This is a genomic window from Micromonospora sp. NPDC005291, assembly GCF_040607415.1.
Lineage (GTDB): Bacteria > Actinomycetota > Actinomycetes > Mycobacteriales > Micromonosporaceae > Micromonospora.
On record NZ_JBEXGR010000016.1, the window covers coordinates 64,070 to 83,180 of the forward strand.

15 protein-coding genes are annotated in these 19,111 nt (G+C 71.2%); 4 read left to right on the forward strand and 11 right to left on the reverse strand.

The genetic code is table 11. From position 1 onward, the window contains the following. The first annotated feature begins 145 nt into the window (after nt 1-145). Nucleotides 146-2,470: an acylase gene (locus tag ABZT18_RS21340; protein ID WP_354997172.1), complete on the forward strand. Its 2,325-nt coding sequence runs from the start codon at nt 146-148 to the stop codon at nt 2,468-2,470. A gap of 73 nt (nt 2,471-2,543) precedes the next feature. Here ABZT18_RS21340 and ABZT18_RS21345 read toward each other — a convergent pair whose 3' ends face one another. The 11 genes from ABZT18_RS21345 to ABZT18_RS21395 form a co-directional block, all read right to left on the reverse strand. Then, a complete protein-coding gene (locus ABZT18_RS21345; RefSeq protein WP_354997146.1) occupies nt 2,544-3,347 on the reverse strand; it encodes a methyltransferase domain-containing protein in 804 nt (267 codons plus the stop codon). Nucleotides 3,348-3,379: 32 nt separating this feature from the next. Next, nucleotides 3,380-4,150, reverse strand: a complete 771-nt coding sequence (locus ABZT18_RS21350; protein ID WP_354997147.1) for an ABC transporter ATP-binding protein — start codon at nt 4,148-4,150, stop codon at nt 3,380-3,382. Next, nucleotides 4,150-4,893: an ABC transporter ATP-binding protein gene (locus ABZT18_RS21355; protein ID WP_354997148.1), complete on the reverse strand. Its 744-nt coding sequence runs from the start codon at nt 4,891-4,893 to the stop codon at nt 4,150-4,152. Before ABZT18_RS21355 ends, ABZT18_RS21350 begins: the two co-directional genes overlap by 1 nt. Then, nucleotides 4,890-5,909: a branched-chain amino acid ABC transporter permease gene (locus ABZT18_RS21360; protein ID WP_354997149.1), complete on the reverse strand. Its 1,020-nt coding sequence runs from the start codon at nt 5,907-5,909 to the stop codon at nt 4,890-4,892. Before ABZT18_RS21360 ends, ABZT18_RS21355 begins: the two co-directional genes overlap by 4 nt. Further along, nucleotides 5,906-6,802 carry a branched-chain amino acid ABC transporter permease gene (locus ABZT18_RS21365; RefSeq protein ID WP_354997150.1) on the reverse strand — a complete coding sequence of 299 codons (897 nt, stop codon included), beginning with the start codon at nt 6,800-6,802 and terminating at the stop codon, nt 5,906-5,908. Before ABZT18_RS21365 ends, ABZT18_RS21360 begins: the two co-directional genes overlap by 4 nt. Then, nucleotides 6,799-7,992 (reverse strand): ABC transporter substrate-binding protein, encoded by a 1,194-nt coding sequence (locus ABZT18_RS21370; RefSeq protein WP_354997151.1) that lies wholly within the window; start codon nt 7,990-7,992, stop codon nt 6,799-6,801. The genes ABZT18_RS21365 and ABZT18_RS21370 overlap by 4 nt, the downstream gene beginning before the upstream one ends. Nucleotides 7,993-8,043: 51 nt before the next feature. After that, nucleotides 8,044-8,448 carry a roadblock/LC7 domain-containing protein gene (locus ABZT18_RS21375; protein WP_354997152.1) on the reverse strand — a complete coding sequence of 135 codons (405 nt, stop codon included), beginning with the start codon at nt 8,446-8,448 and terminating at the stop codon, nt 8,044-8,046. A 16-nt stretch (nt 8,449-8,464) separates the two neighbouring features. Continuing rightward, entirely contained in the window at nt 8,465-10,852 is a 2,388-nt protein-coding gene (locus ABZT18_RS21380) for a nitrate- and nitrite sensing domain-containing protein (RefSeq protein WP_354997153.1), read from the reverse strand. Between the two features lie 253 nt (nt 10,853-11,105). Beyond that, nucleotides 11,106-11,570, reverse strand: coding sequence for a helix-turn-helix transcriptional regulator (locus ABZT18_RS21385; RefSeq protein ID WP_354997154.1), 465 nt, complete (start codon nt 11,568-11,570; stop codon nt 11,106-11,108). A gap of 249 nt (nt 11,571-11,819) precedes the next feature. After that, nucleotides 11,820-13,112: a cytochrome P450 gene (locus ABZT18_RS21390; RefSeq protein WP_354997155.1), complete on the reverse strand. Its 1,293-nt coding sequence runs from the start codon at nt 13,110-13,112 to the stop codon at nt 11,820-11,822. Nucleotides 13,113-13,521: 409 nt separating this feature from the next. After that, entirely contained in the window at nt 13,522-15,876 is a 2,355-nt protein-coding gene (locus tag ABZT18_RS21395; RefSeq protein ID WP_355252269.1) for an AbfB domain-containing protein, read from the reverse strand. A gap of 255 nt (nt 15,877-16,131) precedes the next feature. Between ABZT18_RS21395 and ABZT18_RS21400 the strand changes: the two genes are divergently transcribed. The 3 genes from ABZT18_RS21400 (at nt 16,132) to pdxY (ending at nt 19,101) form a co-directional block, all read left to right on the forward strand. After that, entirely contained in the window at nt 16,132-17,148 is a 1,017-nt protein-coding gene (locus ABZT18_RS21400; protein ID WP_355252272.1) for a LacI family DNA-binding transcriptional regulator, read from the forward strand. Nucleotides 17,149-17,312: 164 nt separating this feature from the next. Continuing rightward, on the forward strand, nt 17,313-18,107 hold the full coding sequence (locus tag ABZT18_RS21405; RefSeq protein ID WP_354997158.1) for a serine protease: 795 nt from the start codon (nt 17,313-17,315) through the stop codon (nt 18,105-18,107). A 142-nt stretch (nt 18,108-18,249) separates the two neighbouring features. Continuing rightward, nucleotides 18,250-19,101 (forward strand): pyridoxal kinase PdxY, encoded by an 852-nt coding sequence (gene pdxY, locus ABZT18_RS21410; RefSeq protein ID WP_355252275.1) that lies wholly within the window; start codon nt 18,250-18,252, stop codon nt 19,099-19,101. Nucleotides 19,102-19,111 lie beyond the last annotated feature (10 nt).

Below are 19,111 nucleotides of genomic sequence, written 5' to 3' on the forward strand. Positions count from 1 at the left end.
GGGGTGTACGGGGCGGCTCGGCAGCGACGAGAATGCCGATCAACGTGAATGTCCCTCGGGCAGCGACGTCGGAGGGCGACGGGGGGAGGACCCGGTGACAACATCAACACGCCTCGGCGCGGCGGGGGTGGTCCTGGGCCTGATCATGGCGGGGCTGAGCGTGCCTCCGGCCGGTGCGCACCAGCGCGATCGGGGCTACTCGGTCGAGATCCGCCGGGCGTCCTACGGCGTCCCGCACATCACCGCCACGAGCTACGCCAACCTCGGCTTCGGCGTCGGATACGTGCAGGCCGAGGACAACCTCTGCGTCATCGCCGAGAAGGTGGTGACGGTCAACGGCGAGCGCTCCCGCTACTTCGGCGTGACCGGCCCGACCGACGCGAACGTACGCAGCGACCTGTTCTTCCGCAAGGCCGTCGACGACCGGACGGTGGAGCGGCTCCTCGACGGCCGCCGCGACGGCGTCCACTCACCGTCCACCGACGTCCGCGACCAGATTCGCGGCTTCGTCGCCGGTTACAACTCCTACCTGCGTCGCACCGGTGCGACGCGGCTCACCGACCCGGCGTGCCGGGCCAAGCCGTGGGTGCGCCCGCTGACCGAGCTGGACATCTGGCGTACCACCTGGGCCAGCATGGTCCGAGCGGGCTCGCGGGCGGTGCTCGACGGGATCGTCGCCGCCGCGCCTCCCACCGCGACCGGCCCGGCCGCCGTCCAGGACGCACCCGGCGCGGCGGCCGTGCTCGCATCCGTCGATGGCGCGCCCGCCGGGGTGGGCAGCAACGCGTACGGACTGGGTGAGGCGGCCACCGCCAACCGGGGCGGCATGGTGCTGGCCAACCCGCACTTCCCGTGGGACGGCGCGGAACGCTTCTACCGCATGCACCTCAAGGTGCCCGGCCGTTACGACGTCGAGGGCGCCGCGCTGATCGGTGACCCGATCATCGAGATCGGGCACAACCGCACCCTCGCGTGGAGCCACACCGTCTCCACCGCTCGCCGGTTCGTCTGGCACCGCCTCGCGCTGGTCCCCGGCGATCCCACCTCCTACTACGTGGACGGCACGCCACGGAAGATGACCACCCGTACGGTCACGGTGCGAGTGCCCGGCCCGAACGGCGGCACGGTCCCGGTCAGCCGGACCTTCCACGACACCCACTTCGGGCCGGTCGTGGTGGTGCCCGGCAGCTTCGACTGGACCGCCAGCTCCGCGTACGCCATCACCGACATCAACGCCACCAACAACCGGGCCTTCGACGGGTGGTTGCAGATGGGCCGCGCCGAGACGGTGCGGGACCTGAAGCGGGTCCTCGACCGGTACCAGTTCCTGCCCTGGGTCAACGTGATCGCGGCCGACGCCCGTGGCGAGGCGCTCTACGCCGACCACTCGGTGGTGCCCCGGGTGACCGATGCCCTCGTCGGGGCCTGCATCCCGGCGCCGTTCCAGCCGCTGTACGCCAGCAGCGGTCAGGCCGTCCTGGACGGCTCCCGGTCGGCCTGCGCGCTCGGCGCCGACCCGGACGCCGCCGTGCCCGGCATCCTCGGCCCGGCGAACCTGCCGGTCAGCGTCCGCAGCGACTACGTCACCAACTCCAACGACAGTTACTGGCTGGCCAACCCGAAGGCGCCTTTGGAGGGCTACCCGCGCATCATCGGCGACGAACGCACCCCGCGCAGCCTGCGTACCCGTCTCGGCCTCGACCAGGTGCAGCAGCGCCTGGCCGGCACCGACGGGCTGCCCGGCCGTGGATTCACCGCCGACCGGCTGTGGCGGACCGTCTTCGGCAACCGGGTGTACGGCGGCGAACTGGTCCGCGACGACCTGGTGGCGCTCTGCACCGCCCACCCGACCGGCACCGCCTCGAACGGCGCGACGGTCGACCTGCGCGCCGCCTGCACCGCGCTGGCCCGCTGGGACCTGCACGCCGACCTGGACAGCCGGGGCGCGCACCTGTTCACCGAGTTCGTCCTGGCCAACGGGCTGCGCTTCGCGGAACCCTTCGCCGTTACCGACCCGGTGCGCACGCCGCGCCGGCTCGACACCGTCAACCCGGGCGTGCTCACCGCGCTCGCCGACGCCGTGCAGCGCCTCGCCGGCATCCCGCTCGACGCGCGTCTCGGGGACGTCCAGACCGAGACGCGTGGCGATCGGCGCATTCCGATCCACGGCGGGCGCGCCGAGGCCGGCATCTTCAACATGATCGTCAACAATCGGGTGCCCGGTGTCGGCTACCCGAAGGTGGTGCACGGCTCGTCGTTCGTGATGGCCGTCGAACTGGGCCCACGCGGGCCGTCCGGGCGCCAGATCCTCACCTACTCCCAGTCGACCAACCCGAACTCCCCCTGGTACGGCGACCAGACCGCGCTCTACTCGGGCAAGGGCTGGGACACGATCAAGTACACCGAGGCGCAGATCAAGGCAGACCCGAACCTGCGTACCTACCGGGTGGTGGAGGGCCGCCACCGCTGATCCACGGGCCACGGCCGGCCGGGCTCCCTGGCGGGGAGCCCGGCCGGTTGCCGTCGGTGTTCCACCTGACCTCTCAGCCCGGTAGACGGCCCCGCGTGGAGACGAAGTGGTACGACATGACGGCGAACCCGGGGTCACGGACCAGCCGCCGGAAGGCGTTCAGTTGGTTGGGCGACAGCCCTGCGGCGAGCAGGTCCGGCTCCAACTGGCGGGAGTTCGTCTCGTAGAGCGACGTTCCGGTCGAACCGCCGGCCCAGCTCTGCGAGTGGGTGATGGTGTCCAGGTCGGTCAGACCGGCGAGGGCCATCTCGGTGTGCACGTCCTGCGCCCACCCCAGGTCGGCACCGTGGTCCTCCAGCACACCCATCATGGCGTCCATGACCTGCGTGAAGAGCTTCGCGGCGTCGTCGGTTGGCGCGGTCAGCACCCGCAGCGGCGCGGTGCAGTCGAACTCCTCGACCAGCAGCCACCCGCCGGGAGCCAGCGCGCCGGTGAGCGTGCGGAGGACCCGTCGTCGATCGGGCAGGTGCAGCAGCACCAACCGGGCGTGGATCAGATCGAAGGCGTCCCCGGGTGGCGGTTCGGTGCGGACGTCGTGCCGGCGTACGTGCAGGTTGCCCTCCGCCACGAGGTGCGTGGGGTCGATGTCGGTGGCCAGCACGCGACCGTCGTTGCCGATCGCGCGGGCGATCCGCCGGGCCATCGAGCCGCCACCGGCCCCGACCTCCCAGCAGGTCGCCCCCGGTCGCAGCACCGGGCGGGCCAGGCGGCGTGTCGTGATCGGATCCAGGAAGGACTCCAGCGCGTGCATCTGGGCGACGGCGTCCGGTGCGCCGTTGTCAAACGTGTACGCGTCATCGCTCGTGGCGGTTGCCATCGGTGTCTACCTCTCCGAAACGGGTGGGGTGACTACGGGGTGTCGGCCCAGAGTCGAGGGCCTGGTCGGCTGGTAGGGGGTGGCGGGACGGCGGCGACGCTCAACATCGCCGCCAGTGGGGCCGGATCGACGCGGGCCTCGGCCGTCGGTCGGTCGTAGATCACCCGGCCGTACTCCAGCACCGCCACCCGGTCCGCGATCTCGATCGCATGCTGAAGCTGCTGCTCCACGAGCAGCACGGTCAACCCGTCTGCGGCGAGGCCACTGACGAGCTCACGGACCCGCGCCGCCAGGTCGGGCGAGAGGCCCTCACACGGTTCGTCGAGCAGCAGCACCCGTGGTTGGCCGAGGAGCGCACGGGCTATCGCCAGCATCTGCTGCTCGCCGCCGGAGAGTTCGCAGCCGCGGTGTCGCAGCCGCACCGCCAGCCTCGGCAGTAGTTCGAGGGTCCGGGCCACCGTCCAGCCCTCGCCGCCGGGGGTGGCGGCCCGCCACGGCGCGGCCGCCAGGACCAGGTGCTCGGCCACGGTCAGCCGGGAGAAGACCCGCCGGCCCTGCGGGACGAGACCGACGCCGGACTGGGCGATGCGATGCGGTTGCCGGCCGGCCACGTGCACGCCGCCGATCTCGATGTGACCACTGGAGGCTCGTACCAGCCCGGCGATCGTGTGCACGAGCGTGCTCTTGCCCGCCCCGTTGCGACCCACCACGGCCTGGATGCTGCCGGGGCGCACCCGCAGGCTGACCTCGTGCAGCACCTTCCCTCCGGCGTAGCCGGCGCAGAGGCGATCCACACACAGCATCAGGCCACCCCGTCGGCGTAGGCCTGCCGCACGAGCGGCGAGGTACGGATCTCGTCCGGCGTGCCGGCGGCCAACGTCTGACCGTCGCGGAGCACGGTGACCGTGTCGGACAGGGCGTACACCAGGTCCAGTCGATGTTCGACAAGTAACACGGCGACCTCCCTGGGTAGCTCGCGGAGCAGCTCGACCAGCCGGCCGACCTCGATGGCGGACAGCCCGGCCGCCGGTTCGTCGAGCAGCAGCAGGCGGGGGCGACCGGCAAGGGCCATCGCGATCTCCAACTGGCGACGTTGCCCGTGTGCGAGGTGCCCCGCAGGCACCGCCGCGACGTCGGCGAGGCCCATCTGATCCAGCAGCGGGCCCGCCCGGTGTCGCGCGGTGGGCCGGCGTCCGCCCGGCCACCACCTGCGGCGGGGAATGACTCGCGGCAGCGCGGCCACCACGACGTTCTCCGTCGCGGTGAGCGTCGGAAAGACCGCGGGTCGTTGGTGTATCCGGTTGATGCCCCGTCGCGCCCGCGCCGCCGGGCCGAGCCGACTGACGTCCCGTCCGGCGAACCGCACCGTTCCGCGCTGCGGCTTCGTGGACCCGCCGATCACGTTGAGCAGGGTCGTCTTGCCGGCTCCGTTGGGGCCGATCAGCGCGTGCCGCTGACCATCGTGGACGCACAGGTCCACTCCGGCGAGCGCGGCGAGCGAGCCGTACCGCACGCTGACGTCCTGGGCGCTGAGCAGGCAGGTCATCGTTGTAGCTCCGGGACCGAGGCGTGGTCACGGGCGGGTGGCGCGTCCGCCTGGCTCGGCGGGGCGCTCGGCGGTCGCCACCTGTTCCGTGCCCGGTTGACGCCGGTGGGCAGCAGGTAGACCGTCGCCACGAACAGCGCGCCCAGCACCAGCGGCGCGTGGCCGGGCAGCACCCCGAACAGCCAGTCCCGGACGGCGATGACCAGCGCCGCGCCCACCAGGGCGCCGCCGACCGAGGCCGTGCCACCGATGACGACACCCAGCAGCAGCAGGGCGGACGTGTCGAAGCCGAAGTCGGCGGGCGAGATGTACTGCTGGTCGACGACCAACAGCGAGCCGGCGGCGCCGGCTATCGCCCCGGCGGCGATGTGCGCGCCGGACAGGTACAGCGGCACCCGATGGCCGCTGGCGCGCAGTCGCGTCTCGTCGTCCCGGCCGGCACGCAGCAGCAGCCCGGCCCGGGTACGCAGCAGCAACAGCACCGCGCCGACCACCGTGGCCACGACGACCAGGGTGTACAGATAGCGCGCCTGGTCGCTGGCCAGGACCGGCAGCCCCCAGAACGGGCGGACCGGGGCGATGCCGGCCAGCCCGTCCGTACCACCGGTCACCGACCGCCAACGGCCGAGGACGGTCACGACGAGTTCGCCGATGGCCAGGGTGATCATCAAGACGATCACCCCGCGGGCGTGGACGACGAGCGGCACGGTCAGCGCAGCCAGCACCGCCCCCGCGCCCGCCGCGACGGCGAGCTGCACGACGCCGACGTCGGAGATCCGGCTCCCCAGCACGGCGCAGCCGTAGGCGCCCGCCGCGTACGGTGCGGTCTGGCCGAGGGTGGGCATGCCGGCGACGCCGGTGAGCAGCGCCACGCTCACCCCGACCAGGGCCAGCGCCAACGTCCGGGCGAGGATCGCCGTGGTGTAGTCGTCGACCACCCAGGGCGCCACGATCAGGCCGGCCAGGACGAGTGCCGCGACCGCACCCCGTCCTCGCCGGATCACCTCGTCCCTCATGTCGCCCCCCACCTGCTGGCGAGGCCACGGGCCCGCACGGCCAGCACGGCCGCCATGGCGGCGAACAGCAGGAACGGCGCGGCGGACGGCAGCAGCGCCACCCCCAACGTCTGGATCTCGCCGATCGCGAGTGCGGCGAGCAGGGTGCCGGCCATGGACCCGAGGCCACCGAGGACCACGACCACCAGGGACAGCAACAGCACGGTGTCGGCGGTGTCCGTGCCGGGACCGATGATGGGCGCGCCCAGGACTCCGGCCGCGCCAGCCAGCGCACCGGCGGCGGCGAGCACACCGGCCCGGATCCGCGCGGGACTCACGCCCAGACAGGCGACCATCTCCGCGTCGTCCACGGCCGCCCGGACCAGCATCCCGGCCCTGGTGCGCCGCACCACGAGGTAGAGCACGGTGGCGATCGCCGCCGCGACGACGATGAAGACCAACCGGTACGCGGCATAGCGGTGGCCGGCGACCACCACCGACCCGTCCAGGGCGGCGGGCACCTGGACCCGTGGGTCGTCGGGTCCGAAACCAGCGACGAGCAGGCTGCCGCCGGCCAGCGCCACCCCGAAGGTCAGCAGCGCCTGCGTGAGGTGGTTACCGGTGGCGACCGGCGTGAGCAGGCCCGCCAGCAGCACACCCGCGGCGGCGGCGGCCAGCACACCCACCGCCAGCGCCAACGCCAGACTCGCCCAGCCGCCGTCGAGCAGCGCCGCGGCGGTGTACCCGCCGATCGCGTAGAGCAGGCCGTGCGCCAGGTTGAGGATGTTGGCGACGCCGAAACAGAAGACCAGGCCCGACGCGGCGACGAAGACGAGCAGCCCGTAGGCGACACCGTCCAACGCCGGGATCAGGTACGGGTCGATCCGGTTCGTGCCGGCCGCCACCGCGATCATCGGCCGACGGTCGCGAGGTCACCCACGACGGTGTTGGACAGCGCCCGGCCGTCCTGGCGGACCTGCCGCAGGTACCACTTCTGCACCGGGGAGTGCGTGGTGGTGGAGAACTGCCAGGTGCCGCGCGGGCTGGCGATCTGGCCGAGCTGACCGATGGCCGCGTTGATGCCCTCCGGAGTCGGGTCGCTCCCGGCGGCTCCGATTGCCCGGTCCAGCACCGCCGCCGCGTCGTACGAGGCGAGCGCGTACGTGGTCGGGGAACCGTCGTGCTTCGCCTTCCACGCCGCCACGAACGCGCGGTTCTCGGCGTTGTCGAGGTCGGGCGAGTAGTTGAGCACCGAGTAGATGTCCCGGGCGGCCTCGCCCTGCGCGTTGAGCACGCCGCCTTCGGTGAGGAACCCGGCCGCGTACAACGGGACGTCCTTGATCTCGGACTGCGCGTACTGCTTGACGAAGTCGACGGCGGCACTGCCGGCGTAGAAGGTGTAGACCGCCGACGCGCCGGAGGCCTTGATCCGGGCGAAGTACGGGGTGAAGTTGGTGGTGGCCGGGAACGGGGTGAAGGTGGTCTTGCCGTCGGAGTTGGCGAGCTTCCCGCCGACCTTGGCGAACGCGTCGGTGAAGCCGCGCAACTCGTCCCAGCCGCCCTGGTAGTCCGGGCCGATCGCGTACACCGAGCCCTGCACGTTGTCGCGGACGTGCTGGGCGATCGCCGCCCCGGGCTCGTCGGAGAGATACGAGGTGTGCCAGACCCGGGAGACGTCCTTCAGCTCCGGTCGGCCGTTGGAGCCGACGAGTGGCACCTTGGTCTCGTTGAGCAGGGGGGTGACCCCGGCGACCGAACCGCCACCGACGATGCCCGTGAGCGCGACCACGCGGTCCTGCTTGAGCAGTTTGGTCGCCGCCGGCACTGCGGTCTGGGCGCCGTTGCCCTCGTCCGCGACGACGAGGTCGACCTGTCGACCGCCGAGCTTGCCGTCGTGGGTGTCCAGGTAGAGCTGGAAGCCGTCGCGGATCTCCGTACCGACGGCCTGGTACGTGCCGGACAGCGACGCGAGCAGGCCGATCTTTATCGAACCGCCGGCGCTCGTGCCGGGCCCGTCGTCGCCGCAGGCCGTGCCGACGCCCAGCACGAGCGCGAGCAGTGTCGCGGTGAGGGCATAGCTGCGCCGAGGGGTGGTGAGTGACATGTGTTTCTCCAGGGGAAGGGTGGGGTTTCCGGCGTGGGGGGGCCGGGATTGTCAGCGGCTGCGGGCGAGTGCCGCTCGGGCCGCAGGGGTCAGCGCGTCCCCGATGCGGTTGGCCAGCTCGGTCATCTCGTAGGAGACCTTGCCGACGTCACACTCGGGTGCGGCGAGCACCAGCAGTGAGGCGCCGTCGTTGAAGGCCATCGAGAACATGAACCCGCCTTCGAGCTGTGTGACGTTGGAGATCACCGCGCCGGCGTCGAAGAAGGCCGCCGCGCCCCGCAGCAGGCTGACCAGCCCGCTGCCCGTCGCGGCCAACTGGTCGGCCCGGTCCGGCGGCAGGTCACGGGTGGCGGCCACCATCAGGCCGTCGGCGGAGATGGCGATCGCATGGCTGACCTCGGTCGCGCGCGCGGCGAAGCTGTCCAGCAGCCAGCCGAGATCCTGTTGGTCGCTCATGTGCTCTCCTGTCGCGTCATTTGTTGCCGAGGTCGATCGGGGTGCGCCGTCGGGTCGCCACACCGCGCGCGTACGCGGCCATCGCCGTCGCCACCTGTGCCGGGTCGCGGTACTCGGATCGCTGCTGTTGGGGCACGGTGACGCCGCCGGGTACGAGATGCCGTTGCGGCTGCCGTTTGGGCAGGCCCGACGTGGTGGTCGTGGCGACCTCGGGGGTGGTCGCCTGGGCGGCGGTGCGCCAGGCGTTGTCAGCCGGGCTGGACCACGCCTGGCCGTCCTCGCCGTCGACGACATCGGTGTGGAACCAGTGGTTGACCTGTTCGAAGATGAGCAGCTCCTCGGTGGGCGCGTTACCCCGGTCGGGGGGTGGGGGAGCCGGTCGGAAAACCGGCGCCGCCGGCAGGGTCCGCTCGCCCGGGGGGCGCCCGGCGGTGGGCTGGGGACGCGGCTGGTACGGCGGTGGCGGGCTGGCCGTACGGGCCGCGCGCCGCGACAACCGACCGGGTGCGAGCAGGTACTCCTCCGGTGGCAGCGACCGGATTATCGCGGCGGGCAGCGTCGCCTCGGCGAGGATGCCGCGCCGGGGGCCGTGTCGCAGGTGGACGGTGGCCCCCAGCCGGGCCGCGAGCTGGCCCACGACGACGAGCCCCATCGCCCGTACGGCTGCCACGTCGATGGCCGGTGGGCGGGCCAGCAGCTCGTTGAGCTGCTGCATCCGCTGCGGGGACAGCCCCACGCCCTCGTCGCTGATCTGGACGATGACGCGGTCACCCAGGCTCCGGCCGCTCACCCATGTCTCGCTGCCCGGCGGCGCGTACGTCGTCGCGTTGTCCATGAGTTCGGCGAGCAGGTGCACGACCTCGTCGACGGTCTTGGCCGCGACGGCGACGTCTCCGTCGATCATGCCGAGCCGGATCCGCGCGTAGTGCTCGATCTGGGACAGCGCCGCCTGGAGCACCTGTTGCAGAGGGACGTCGTGCTGGCGTACGCGACCGACGCCGACGCCACCGAGCACCAGCAGGCTGGCGTTGATGCGTCCCATCCGGGTCGCCAGGTTGTCCAGCGTGTACAGCTGGTGGAGGCGGTCGGGGTCGGTCTCGTCCCGCTCGACCAGGTCGACCTGGGCCAGGACGGCGTCGACCAGTCGCTGTTCGCGGCGGCTCAGGTGGATGAAGATGTCGGCGGTGTTGGCGCGCATGACGGCCTGCTCGGCGGCTGTTCGCACGGCGGCCTGGTGCACGGCGCTGAACGCCTGGCCCAGCTCGCCGATCTCGTCGTCGCTGGACGGTTCGAGGGCGGCGGTGGACTGCTCACGGGCCAGCTTGTGCGGGTCGACGGCGGCGCTGCCCGGCTGTTGGAGCTGGGCCACCACGGCGGGTAGCTGTTCGAAAGCCACGGCGTTGGCCGCGTCCCGCAGACGACGCAGCCGGCGGGTGATCTGCCGGGCGACGGCCCAGGTCACCAGCGCGGTCAGCACGAGTGCCAGGAGGACCCCGACCGCCTCGGCCACGGCCCGGCGCCGCTGGTCGGCGTGCGCGGCCCGGACGTCGTTCAGGACCGCGACGTCGACCCGCCCTCGCAGCTCGGCCAGGCGTGCGGCGCGCGCCTGTGTGGTGGACACCCAGCCGACGGTCTCCAGTTGCAGCCGCGACCCCGGCTGGGCCCGGGACACCTCGTCCTGCATCCGTTGCAGGGCGAGCGCCTCCTTGCCGGTGCCGGCCTGCTCCCACCAGATGCTCCAGTCGGGCGGGGCCAGGGCCAGGAACGACAGGCTCGACTCCGTGTAGCTGGTACGCGCGGCGGTGATGTCCTGCTGCATGGCCGGGGTCAGCTCGCCGCCGGCGACAGCGCGGAGCACGGCAACCTGCTGCTGACCGAGAGCCTCTGCCGTCTTCGACAGCGCGGCCGAAGCCCGGATCCCGTCGGCGAGCTGGGCGTCCACCACGCCGTGCGCGACGTTCTCCCGGAAGTTGATCAGGTCGGCGATCGCGATCCGGTAGCTGAAGGTCATCGCCGACACCGAGGCGTGCGTCGCCGTACGCACCTGGGTGCGCAGCGGGGGAAGGCTGTCCAGGGCCGCGTCGATGCGGCGCAGGAGGGCCCGGTTGGCGTCGGCGTCGGCGGACAGTCGGTCACGCTGGCGGCGGTAGCGCGTGACGGCATCGTCGGTGGCGGCCATCTCCGCGCCGAAGGCGTCCTGCTGCTCCGGCGCGGAGTAGGTGAGCAGGTCGGCGGCGGCGATGCGCTCACGTTGCAGCCGGTAGGCCAGATCACCCGCCTCGGCACCGACCTGTGCCAGGATCTGCAGGTCACTGGCGCGGGCTGTCTGGCGTGCGCTCTCGGTCAGCGCGAGACCGGCGAAGCCGATCACGGCGACGAGCGGTGCCGCGACGATGAGCCGCATCCGGCTCGCTATCTTCCAACCGCGTCGGCGGGTCGGGTAGGGTCGGGCCGCGTGGGACCTGGTGCTCGACGCCAAGATTGACTCCCACGACTCGTCGATGACGGTCTATCCGCACGTTGCCGAATGCAAGTCCCATTCCGCCGGAAGCCGCGCCCGGAGACCAGACCTGGCCGTGGTACAAACTGCCCGTACCAGCATCTGTACCCAGCGTCAGCAGCCGGTCACGCCGCAGGGTTGACCGGAATTGGCGAGGTCAGCGCTGGTCGTCGAGGGGCCCGGCCGCCGGGTTCCGGTCGTCCGGGTCGGGCTGGCCGTTGAGTACCTGGCCGATCAGCTCGCGCAGTTCGTCGATGGCGTCCACCACGGCGCCCGGGTCGCGCGCGTCGCGCTGACGCGGCGCAGGCCGATCCAGCCCGGCCGGCTCCGGGGCGCGGGGGCCCCGGCGACCGTCGGCCGCCAACTGCTCGGCCGCGACCTGCGGCCACAGTGCCGCCAGTTGGCCGCCTGTGCTCAGCACGTCGTCGCAGCGCACCGCGAACTCGTGACTACCGAACCGTCGACCCGACTCCACCGCCGCGACAGTCTCCCGGCTGAACCGCACCAGATCCGCCAGGGCCCGCTGGGTCAGGCCCCGTCGGACCCGGCAGCTGCGCAGTTCCCACCGGAACCGCTGGCTGGCGGCGGCGCGAGCAGAGCTCGACGGGGACGTGTGCTCCATGTGCTCACCTTCGTGGCAACGGGAAATCAGCAGCGGACTCAGATTGAGACCGAACGATGGCCGTGGCATTCATAGGGGGCAATTCTTAACCCTCGACGTGATGGGTGTGAAGACGTTTGCCGAGGTGGATCACAAGCGATAGCGTGGAGGGTGCGCGCCCGGATCTGTTGTGGGCGCCCGGGGCGGTGGCTCGCGCCGACCCGCCCGACACCCCGCTCAGTCCCAGGCCAGCTCCGCTGGCGCACACGATCAGGCGGCCTGCACCTCGGCGCTCGCCGCGTCCCGCGCCGCCGGGCCGTCGTCCGGCGCCATGACATCGATTTCCGCGAGAAGTCTGTGGTGCGCGCGAAATGCAACATTGGGTTTGTAGGAACGATGTGGCACGGGTGCCAGTCGTAGGCCGGGAATGGCGGCGGCGAGTCGGGTGAGGGCGATTCCGGCCTCGAGCCGTGCCAACGCCGCGCCGATACAGAAATGGGGGCCGTGACCGAACGACAGGTGATCGGTCACGTCGGACCGGTGCGGGTCGAACGTGTCCGGGTGGGCGAAGACCGCGGGGTCCCGGTTCGCCGCTCCGATCAACAGCAGGCAGCGCGCCCCCGCGGGGATGGTCACCTCTCCCAGGGTGACGTCCCGGCGGGTCACCCGCAGCCAGCCGTCGATGGCCGGCGCGAACCGCAGCGTCTCGGCCACGAACGCGGGGACGGTCTGGGGGTCCGCAGCGATCGCCGGCCATCGCTGGGGACTGGACAGCGCCTGGTCGAGGGCGTGGGCGAGCAGCCCGGCGGTGGTCTCGTGACCGGCGACCAGGAGGTTGAAGGCCATGCTCGCCACCTCGGGCACCGTCAGCACGGCGTCATCGTCGTCGCGGTAGGCCAGAGCCCGGCTGATGAAGTCGTCGCCGTGGTGCCCATGGTCCACCCGCTGGCGGACAAGCTCATGGCAGTAGCGCCAGAACTCCAGCAGGTCCTGTGCCAGGCGTACCTGCTCGGCCGGGTCTGGCTGCCCCCAGATGAGGGCGATCTGGCCGTCCGCCCAAGTCCGGATCCGGCCGACGTCGGCGTCCGGCACCCCGAGGATGTCCAGAACCACCAGCAGGGGGAGTTCGGTGGCGAATTCCGGGAGGAGGTCGACCTGGTCGCCCTGGCGGGCGACGAGCCGGGACACCAGTTGGTCGACCCGGCGGCGGACGATCGCGCCGTACTCGGCCTCGACCCGGTCGGGGGTGTTCGCGAAGGTCGCTCGTAGAGCCCGGCGGGTGCGGGGGTGCACCGGAGGGTCCGCGGCGGCCGTGGTGGGCGGCACGTCCATCTGCATGATCACACTCAAGGCCTCCGGGCACACCTCGTAGACCGGAGCGAGGGTGAGGGCGTTGGCGAACGTCGCGGCGTCGGCGAGCGCGCGCCGGACGTGTGCGTGCCTGCTGATCAACCACAGGCCCAGATCCTCGGCGTAGTGCACCCCGTCGGGGTCGTCGAGAATGCGTCGCCAGATACTTGCCGGATCGGTGAGATAAACCCCGGTGAACGGATTCAACCGCACGGAACGCCTCCTGATGCACGCGGCGCGAAACCGGCAGCGCCCCTATTCGGCGAGCCACGTCGGTCGGGGCCGACAATGGCGCGCACCTGCCTCTGGCTCATCACGGTGCGCTGGCCGACCGCACAAGTCAAGATTGGCGGCCGTCTATTTCAAAAGTGACGTAATTGTGTGGTGCCGCGCACAGCTGAACTCGGCCAGATGCAACTTGCGGCTCGCTCCTTGCCGTCAGTTGCCGCATTTCCCTCATGACCCGAGAAACGACCCCTGGGGCAGCAGGTGACGGTACATCGGATCGTCCCCCAGATAATGGAAGCGAGGGTCGGCCGACGCCGACGCCGACGCTGACGCGGGGGGTTCCGGCCCGGGCCGGAACCCCCCGCGTCGTTGCTGTCCTGACGACCCTGACCGGTCAGGGCGCCCACGGGGCGGCGATGTTCCAGGTGCTGTCGGCGGCCCACGACGCCGGCGTGTTGTACGCGTCGCCGCCAACGCCGTTGCTGAGCCAGACCTCCGAGTTGTAGTGCCGCAGGTACTTACCCCGGAAGTTGTACGACTCCAGCGACACGCCCGTGCCGGTCAGTCCGACCCGGGCGCACCACGTGGCGTCGGCGCGGGTGAGCGCGGAGCCGTCATTCGGGGAGTTGCGGACCCGGGAGTTCTGATGACGCAGGTACTGCCCGGGAAAGTTGACCGACTCGAACGAGTAGCAGCCGGTGTCGGCCAGGCCGGGCCGCACCGTGTACGTGGCGTCGGCCTTGAGCAGGCTGGAACTGGCGCCGTCGACCACCTCGGTGTAGGCCAGGCTGTCCTGATGGCGCAGGTACCGGTTGGTGTAGCCGGGCGTGGTCACCTGCAACGACCGTCGGGTGTTGACCGGCAGGGCGACGGGCGCCGCGCTGCCGATGGTCTTCGAGGCGTTGATGAGGGCGGTGTTGGCGGCGCGCACCCGCGCCTGATCCATCTTGACCACCTGCCGGTCGTAGGTGAGGAAGCCGTTCAGCTCGCCCTCCAGGTCGGTGATCTCGGTGTAGACCGAGGCGCTGAGTCCCTTGCCGAGCATCAGGTTCTGGCTGCCCTGCACCAGCCCCACGTACCGGTCCGTGAGCGCGGTCGAGTTGGCCTGCCACTCGTAGGCGAAGAACTGGCCGTTCGGGCTGTGCTCGTGGCCCGGCGTGTGCAGGCCCAGGCCGCCGAACTCGCCGAGCACCGCGATCCGGCTGCTCGACGGCGCGGGCGAGTCCGGTCCGAGGTAGACGTGCCAGTCGTCGATGTCACCGTTGCCGGGGTTGCCGAGGGACTGACAGCAGTTGTGGCCGCTGTGCGGGTTGACCAGACGGGTCGGATCCTGGTTCTTGATGTTCTGCGCGACCCGGCGGGTGTCGGCCAGTGCTCGCTCACCCCAACCCTCGTTGTAGGGCGTGTACGCGACGACGGCGGGGGAGCTGCGGTGCTCGTCGACGATCTCGCGTGCCTCGGTCTCGAACTGTGCCTGCTGGGCGTCCGTGGGGTTGATGTCCTGCGCGGTCATCGACGGGATGTCCTGCCAGACCAGCAGCCCGAGCCGGTCCGCGTGGTAGAACCAGCGCTGCGGTTCGACCTTGATGTGCTTGCGCACCATGTTGAAGCCGAGATCCTTGTGCTTCTGCAGGTCGAAGGCGAGGGCGGCGTCGGTCGGCGCGGTGTACAGCCCGTCTGGCCAGTAGCCCTGGTCGAGGGTGCCGACCTGGAACACGAACTGCCCGTTGAGCTTGGGGCGCAGCACCCCGTTCACCAGGCCGGTGGTGATCTCACGCATGCCGAAGTAGTGCGTGGTCCGGTCCACGGTGGCAGCGCTGGCGTTGCGGAGGGTCACCCGGAGGTTGTAGAGGAACGGGTCGTCGGGTGACCAGCGACGAGCGTTGGGCACCGGCACACTGAAGTCGGTAAAGCCGCCGGTGGACGAGCCGACGACGCTGCTTCCGTTCAGCGCCTCGGCGAGCACGCTGTGGCCGCTCACGTCGCCCCGGGTGAAGACCCGGACCCGCAGGGTGTTGTTGGCGAGGTTCGGATAGACGTCCACGCTGCTGATGGAAGCCGTGGGCACCGGCTCCATCCACACCGTCTGCCAGATGCCCGAGCTGGGGGTGTAGAAGATTCCGCCAGGCTGCTTGGTCTGCTTGCCGATGGGAGGCAGGCTGCCGTTCTGCCGGGTGTCGGTGGGGTCCCAGACCTTCACGACGATCTCGTTGGCTCCGGCGGCGAGTTGGGGGGTCACGTCGAAGGTGAAGGCGTCGTAGCCGCCGGTGTGCGCACCGACCCGGACGCCGTTGACCCAGACGGTGCTCTGCCAGTCGACCGCCCCGAAGTGCAGCAGGGTCCGCCGGCCCGACCAGTTCGGCGGGATGGTGACGGTGCGCCGGTAGAACAGGTAGTTGCGGTTGTCGTTGGCCGCCCGTTGGATGCCGGACAGTGCGCTCTCCACCGGGAAGGGCACGTTGACCCGCTCGGGCAGGTTGGTGCCGAACTGCGGGGCGTCGTCGGTGGCGGACTGGCGTAGCTGCCACTCGCCGTTGAGATTGAGCCAGTCCGGCCGGGTCATCTGCGGTCGCGGGTACTCCGGCAGTGGTGTGCCAACCAGCGCCTGGCTGGTCCAGGGGGTGGTCAGTGGCGGCGTCTTGGGTGGGGCGGCCTGTGCCGGTCGGGTGGGTGCGGCGAGCAGGCCGGCGACCAGGGCGAGGATGAGCAGCAGAGGCAGGGCGGGGCGGATGGGGACCTGTCGTGTCATGCCGTCTCCGGGGGGCGAGTCGCCGCGGGCGGTGCAGCCGGGCCCGAAGCGCGTTGGCGGTGGGCATCGGGTGGTCGCGTGACGAGGGACGGGCGTCATCGACGGATGTCGGTGGAATTCCCGTGATCAACCAATCGGTGTGATTGACATCCATCACCACCTCTATAACGTTATAGAGGTGGGCCGGGCCTTCCGTCAATCCTTGTCTGTCAATGTCTTTCCCGTTCGCCAGTCGGCTTCGCGAAGGGTCGGTGGATGGGCGTCAGCCTGAAGGACATAGCCGAACGCGCCGGCGTGTCGCTGGCCACGGTCTCGAACGTGGTCAACGGGTACCGACCGGTGGGGGAGCGGACCCGGCAGCGCGTGCAGCAGGCGGTCGACGAACTCGGGTACAGCCCCAACCTCGGCGCCCGGCACCTTCGGCGGGGGCGTACCGGCCTGATCGCCCTGGCCATTCCGGAACTGAACAATCCCTACTTCGCCGAGCTCGCCGAGATCGCCATCTCCGAGGCCGCCGGGCTCGGCTACACGCTCGTCATGGAGAACACCGCCGCGGACCGGGAGGCGGAGCTGGCGCTCCTCGACGGCTCCCGGCGGCACATCATCGACGGCCTGATCCTCAGTCCGGTGCGGATCGGCAGGAAGGAGGTGCTCGCCCGGACCGCCGACAGTCCGCTCGTGCTGATCGGCGAGGGCGTCTACGACGTGCCGCACGATCACATCGCCATCGACAACGTGGCCGCCAGCCATGCGGCGATCCAGCATCTCGTGGCGATCGGCCGCCGCCGGATAGCGTTCATCGGCGCCACTCCGGGCGGTGACCGGCAGTCGGCGCACCTGCGTGTACGCGGCTACCGGGAGGCCCTGGCCGCCGCCGGCCTGCCGTACCGCCCGCGGCTGGTCGCCCGCACCGATGCGTTCGGCCGCCTGGACGGCAAGCGGGCCATGCGTGACCTGCTTGCCCTCGGCGATCCCCCGGACGCGGTATTCGGCTACAACGACATGGTCGCCATCGGCGCGCTGCGGGCGTTGATCGAGGCCGGTCACCGGGTGCCGGAGGACGTCGCGGTGGTCGGGATTGACGACATTGAGGAGGGACGGTTCAGCACCCCGACCCTCACCACGATCGCACCGGACAAGAGGGAGATCGGCAGCCTCGCGGTGCGCCGCCTCATCGCCCGCATCGAGGGCGTGGAGGTCGCGGCGCCGCTGACCGTGCAGACGCCGTTCCGACTCATCCGCCGCGAGAGCACCGGCACCCCGGGCGGGTGACGGTCAGTCGCCGGCGGGGTCATTCGACGCACCGCTCGGGATCCATAGCGCCGGTGGTAGGACCAAGAGAGGATGTCGTACCCAATCCATTGATCTCAATATGATTGCCGCAATCTTGAATCAGGTGCGCTCACGAGGCGTGCCATCCTGATGCGGAGGAATGCATGGTTCGCTGGCGTACCCTCACTGGCCTGTTGGCCACCGCGGTGACCGTGGTGACTGCGGCCAGCCTCTCTCTCGCCGCGCCGGCCGCCGCGGCCGACAACCCCGTGACGCCGAACGTCGTGGGCGGCACCCGCGCCACCCAGGGCGAGTTCCCGTTCATGGTGCGGCTCTCGATGGGGTGCGGCGGGGCCCTGTACAGCGCCCGGCTGGTGCTCACCGCGGCACACTGCGTGGGTGCCACCGGCACCAACACCAGCATCACCGCGACGCTCGGGACCGTCGACCTCCAGTCGTCCAGCCGGATCACCGTCCGGTCGAACTACGTCTACCGGGCTCCCGGCTACAACGGCAATGGCCGGGACTGGGCGCTGATCCGGCTGGCCACCCCCGTCACCGGGCTGAGCACGCTGAAGATCGCCAACACGACCGCCTACGACAGTGGCACCTTCACGGTCGCCGGCTGGGGCGCCGCCCGCGAGGGTGGCGCGCAGCAGCGGTACCTGCTCAAGGCCAACGTACCGTTCGTCAGCGACTCCACCTGCAACTCGAACTATGGCGGCGATCTCATCCCCGCCCAGGAGATCTGCGCCGGCTACGCCAGCGGCGGTACGGACACCTGTCAGGGTGACTCGGGAGGCCCGATGTTCCGCCGCGACGCCGCCAACGCCTGGGTCCAGGTCGGCATCGTCAGCTGGGGCAACGGCTGCGCCCGACCCAACTACCCGGGCGTCTACACCCAGGTGAGCTACTTCGCCTCGACGATCGCCTCGGCCGCGGCGAGCCTCGGCGGCTGACCGTACGACCGGTCGGGCGGCCCGGACGACGATGTCCGGGCCGTCCGCTCGTGCCGTCACCGACGGTGAGCGCCGAGTGGGCCACCCGACAGAAACGGCGGGCCGCGCGTGCGGCGCCTGGCGGAACGGCCATGATGAGCCGGTGAAGATCCTGTCCATCCAGTCGTCGGTCGCCTACGGTCACGTCGGCAACTCGGCGGCGGCCTTTCCCCTGCAGCGGCTCGGGCACGAGGTCTGGCCGGTCCTGACGGTGCACTTCTCCAACCACACCGGATACGGCGCGTGGCGCGGGCCGGTGCTGCCGGCGGCCGACGTGGCCGAGGTGATCGCGGGCATCGAGGACCGGGGAGTCCTCGGCAGCGCCGACGCGGTGCTGTCCGGCTACCAGGGCGACCCGGCAGTGGGCGCCGTGATCCTGGAGGCGGTGCAGAAGGTCAAGGCGGCCAACCCGGCCGCGGTGTACTGCTGCGACCCGGTGATGGGCGACGCCGGTCGCGGGATGTTCGTCCGTCCCGGCATCCCGGAGTACCTGCGGGACACCGTCGTGCCGCGCGCGGACATCATCACGCCGAACCACTTCGAGCTCGACTTCCTCGCCGGCCGTACGACGAACTCGCTGACCGAGGTGCTCGACGCGGTCGACGCCGTCCGCGCGACCGGGCCGCGGCACGTCCTGGTCACCAGCGTGCTCCATGGCGACGTGCCCTCGGGCGCGCTGGAGGTGGTGGCCGTCTCGGACGAGGGCGCCTGGGCGGTGACCACGCCGTTGCTGCCGATCAACCCCAACGGCGGGGGCGACGTCACCGCGGCGCTGTACCTCGCGCATCTGTGGACGACCGGCTCACCCGCGACCGCGCTGGAACGCACCATCGCCTCTGTCTTCGCCATCCTTGAGGCGACCCTCGCGGCGGGCACCCGGGAGATCCAGTTGATCGCGGCCCAGGACGTGATCGCCGACCCGCCGGCCCGGTTCACCGCCCGACGGCTCCGCTGACGGCGGGTCG

Excerpts from the sequence above, each read along its gene's own strand:
- ABZT18_RS21380 (WP_354997153.1), bottom strand. The coding sequence starts at position 10,852 with ATGCGGCTCATCGTCGCGGCACCGCTCGTCGCCGTGATCGGCTTCGCC.
- ABZT18_RS21405 (WP_354997158.1), top strand. The coding sequence starts at position 17,313 with ATGGTTCGCTGGCGTACCCTCACTGGCCTGTTGGCCACCGCGGTGACC.
- ABZT18_RS21365 (WP_354997150.1), bottom strand. The coding sequence starts at position 6,802 with ATGATCGCGGTGGCGGCCGGCACGAACCGGATCGACCCGTACCTGATC.
- ABZT18_RS21375 (WP_354997152.1), bottom strand. The coding sequence starts at position 8,448 with ATGAGCGACCAACAGGATCTCGGCTGGCTGCTGGACAGCTTCGCCGCG.
- ABZT18_RS21340 (WP_354997172.1), top strand. The coding sequence starts at position 146 with ATGGCGGGGCTGAGCGTGCCTCCGGCCGGTGCGCACCAGCGCGATCGG.
- ABZT18_RS21395 (WP_355252269.1), bottom strand. The coding sequence starts at position 15,876 with ATGACACGACAGGTCCCCATCCGCCCCGCCCTGCCTCTGCTGCTCATC.
- ABZT18_RS21350 (WP_354997147.1), bottom strand. The coding sequence starts at position 4,150 with ATGCTGTGTGTGGATCGCCTCTGCGCCGGCTACGCCGGAGGGAAGGTG.
- ABZT18_RS21400 (WP_355252272.1), top strand. The coding sequence starts at position 16,132 with ATGGGCGTCAGCCTGAAGGACATAGCCGAACGCGCCGGCGTGTCGCTG.
- ABZT18_RS21360 (WP_354997149.1), bottom strand. The coding sequence starts at position 5,909 with ATGAGGGACGAGGTGATCCGGCGAGGACGGGGTGCGGTCGCGGCACTC.
- ABZT18_RS21345 (WP_354997146.1), bottom strand. The coding sequence starts at position 3,347 with ATGGCAACCGCCACGAGCGATGACGCGTACACGTTTGACAACGGCGCA.
- ABZT18_RS21385 (WP_354997154.1), bottom strand. The coding sequence starts at position 11,570 with ATGGAGCACACGTCCCCGTCGAGCTCTGCTCGCGCCGCCGCCAGCCAG.
- ABZT18_RS21355 (WP_354997148.1), bottom strand. The coding sequence starts at position 4,893 with ATGACCTGCCTGCTCAGCGCCCAGGACGTCAGCGTGCGGTACGGCTCG.
- ABZT18_RS21370 (WP_354997151.1), bottom strand. The coding sequence starts at position 7,992 with ATGTCACTCACCACCCCTCGGCGCAGCTATGCCCTCACCGCGACACTG.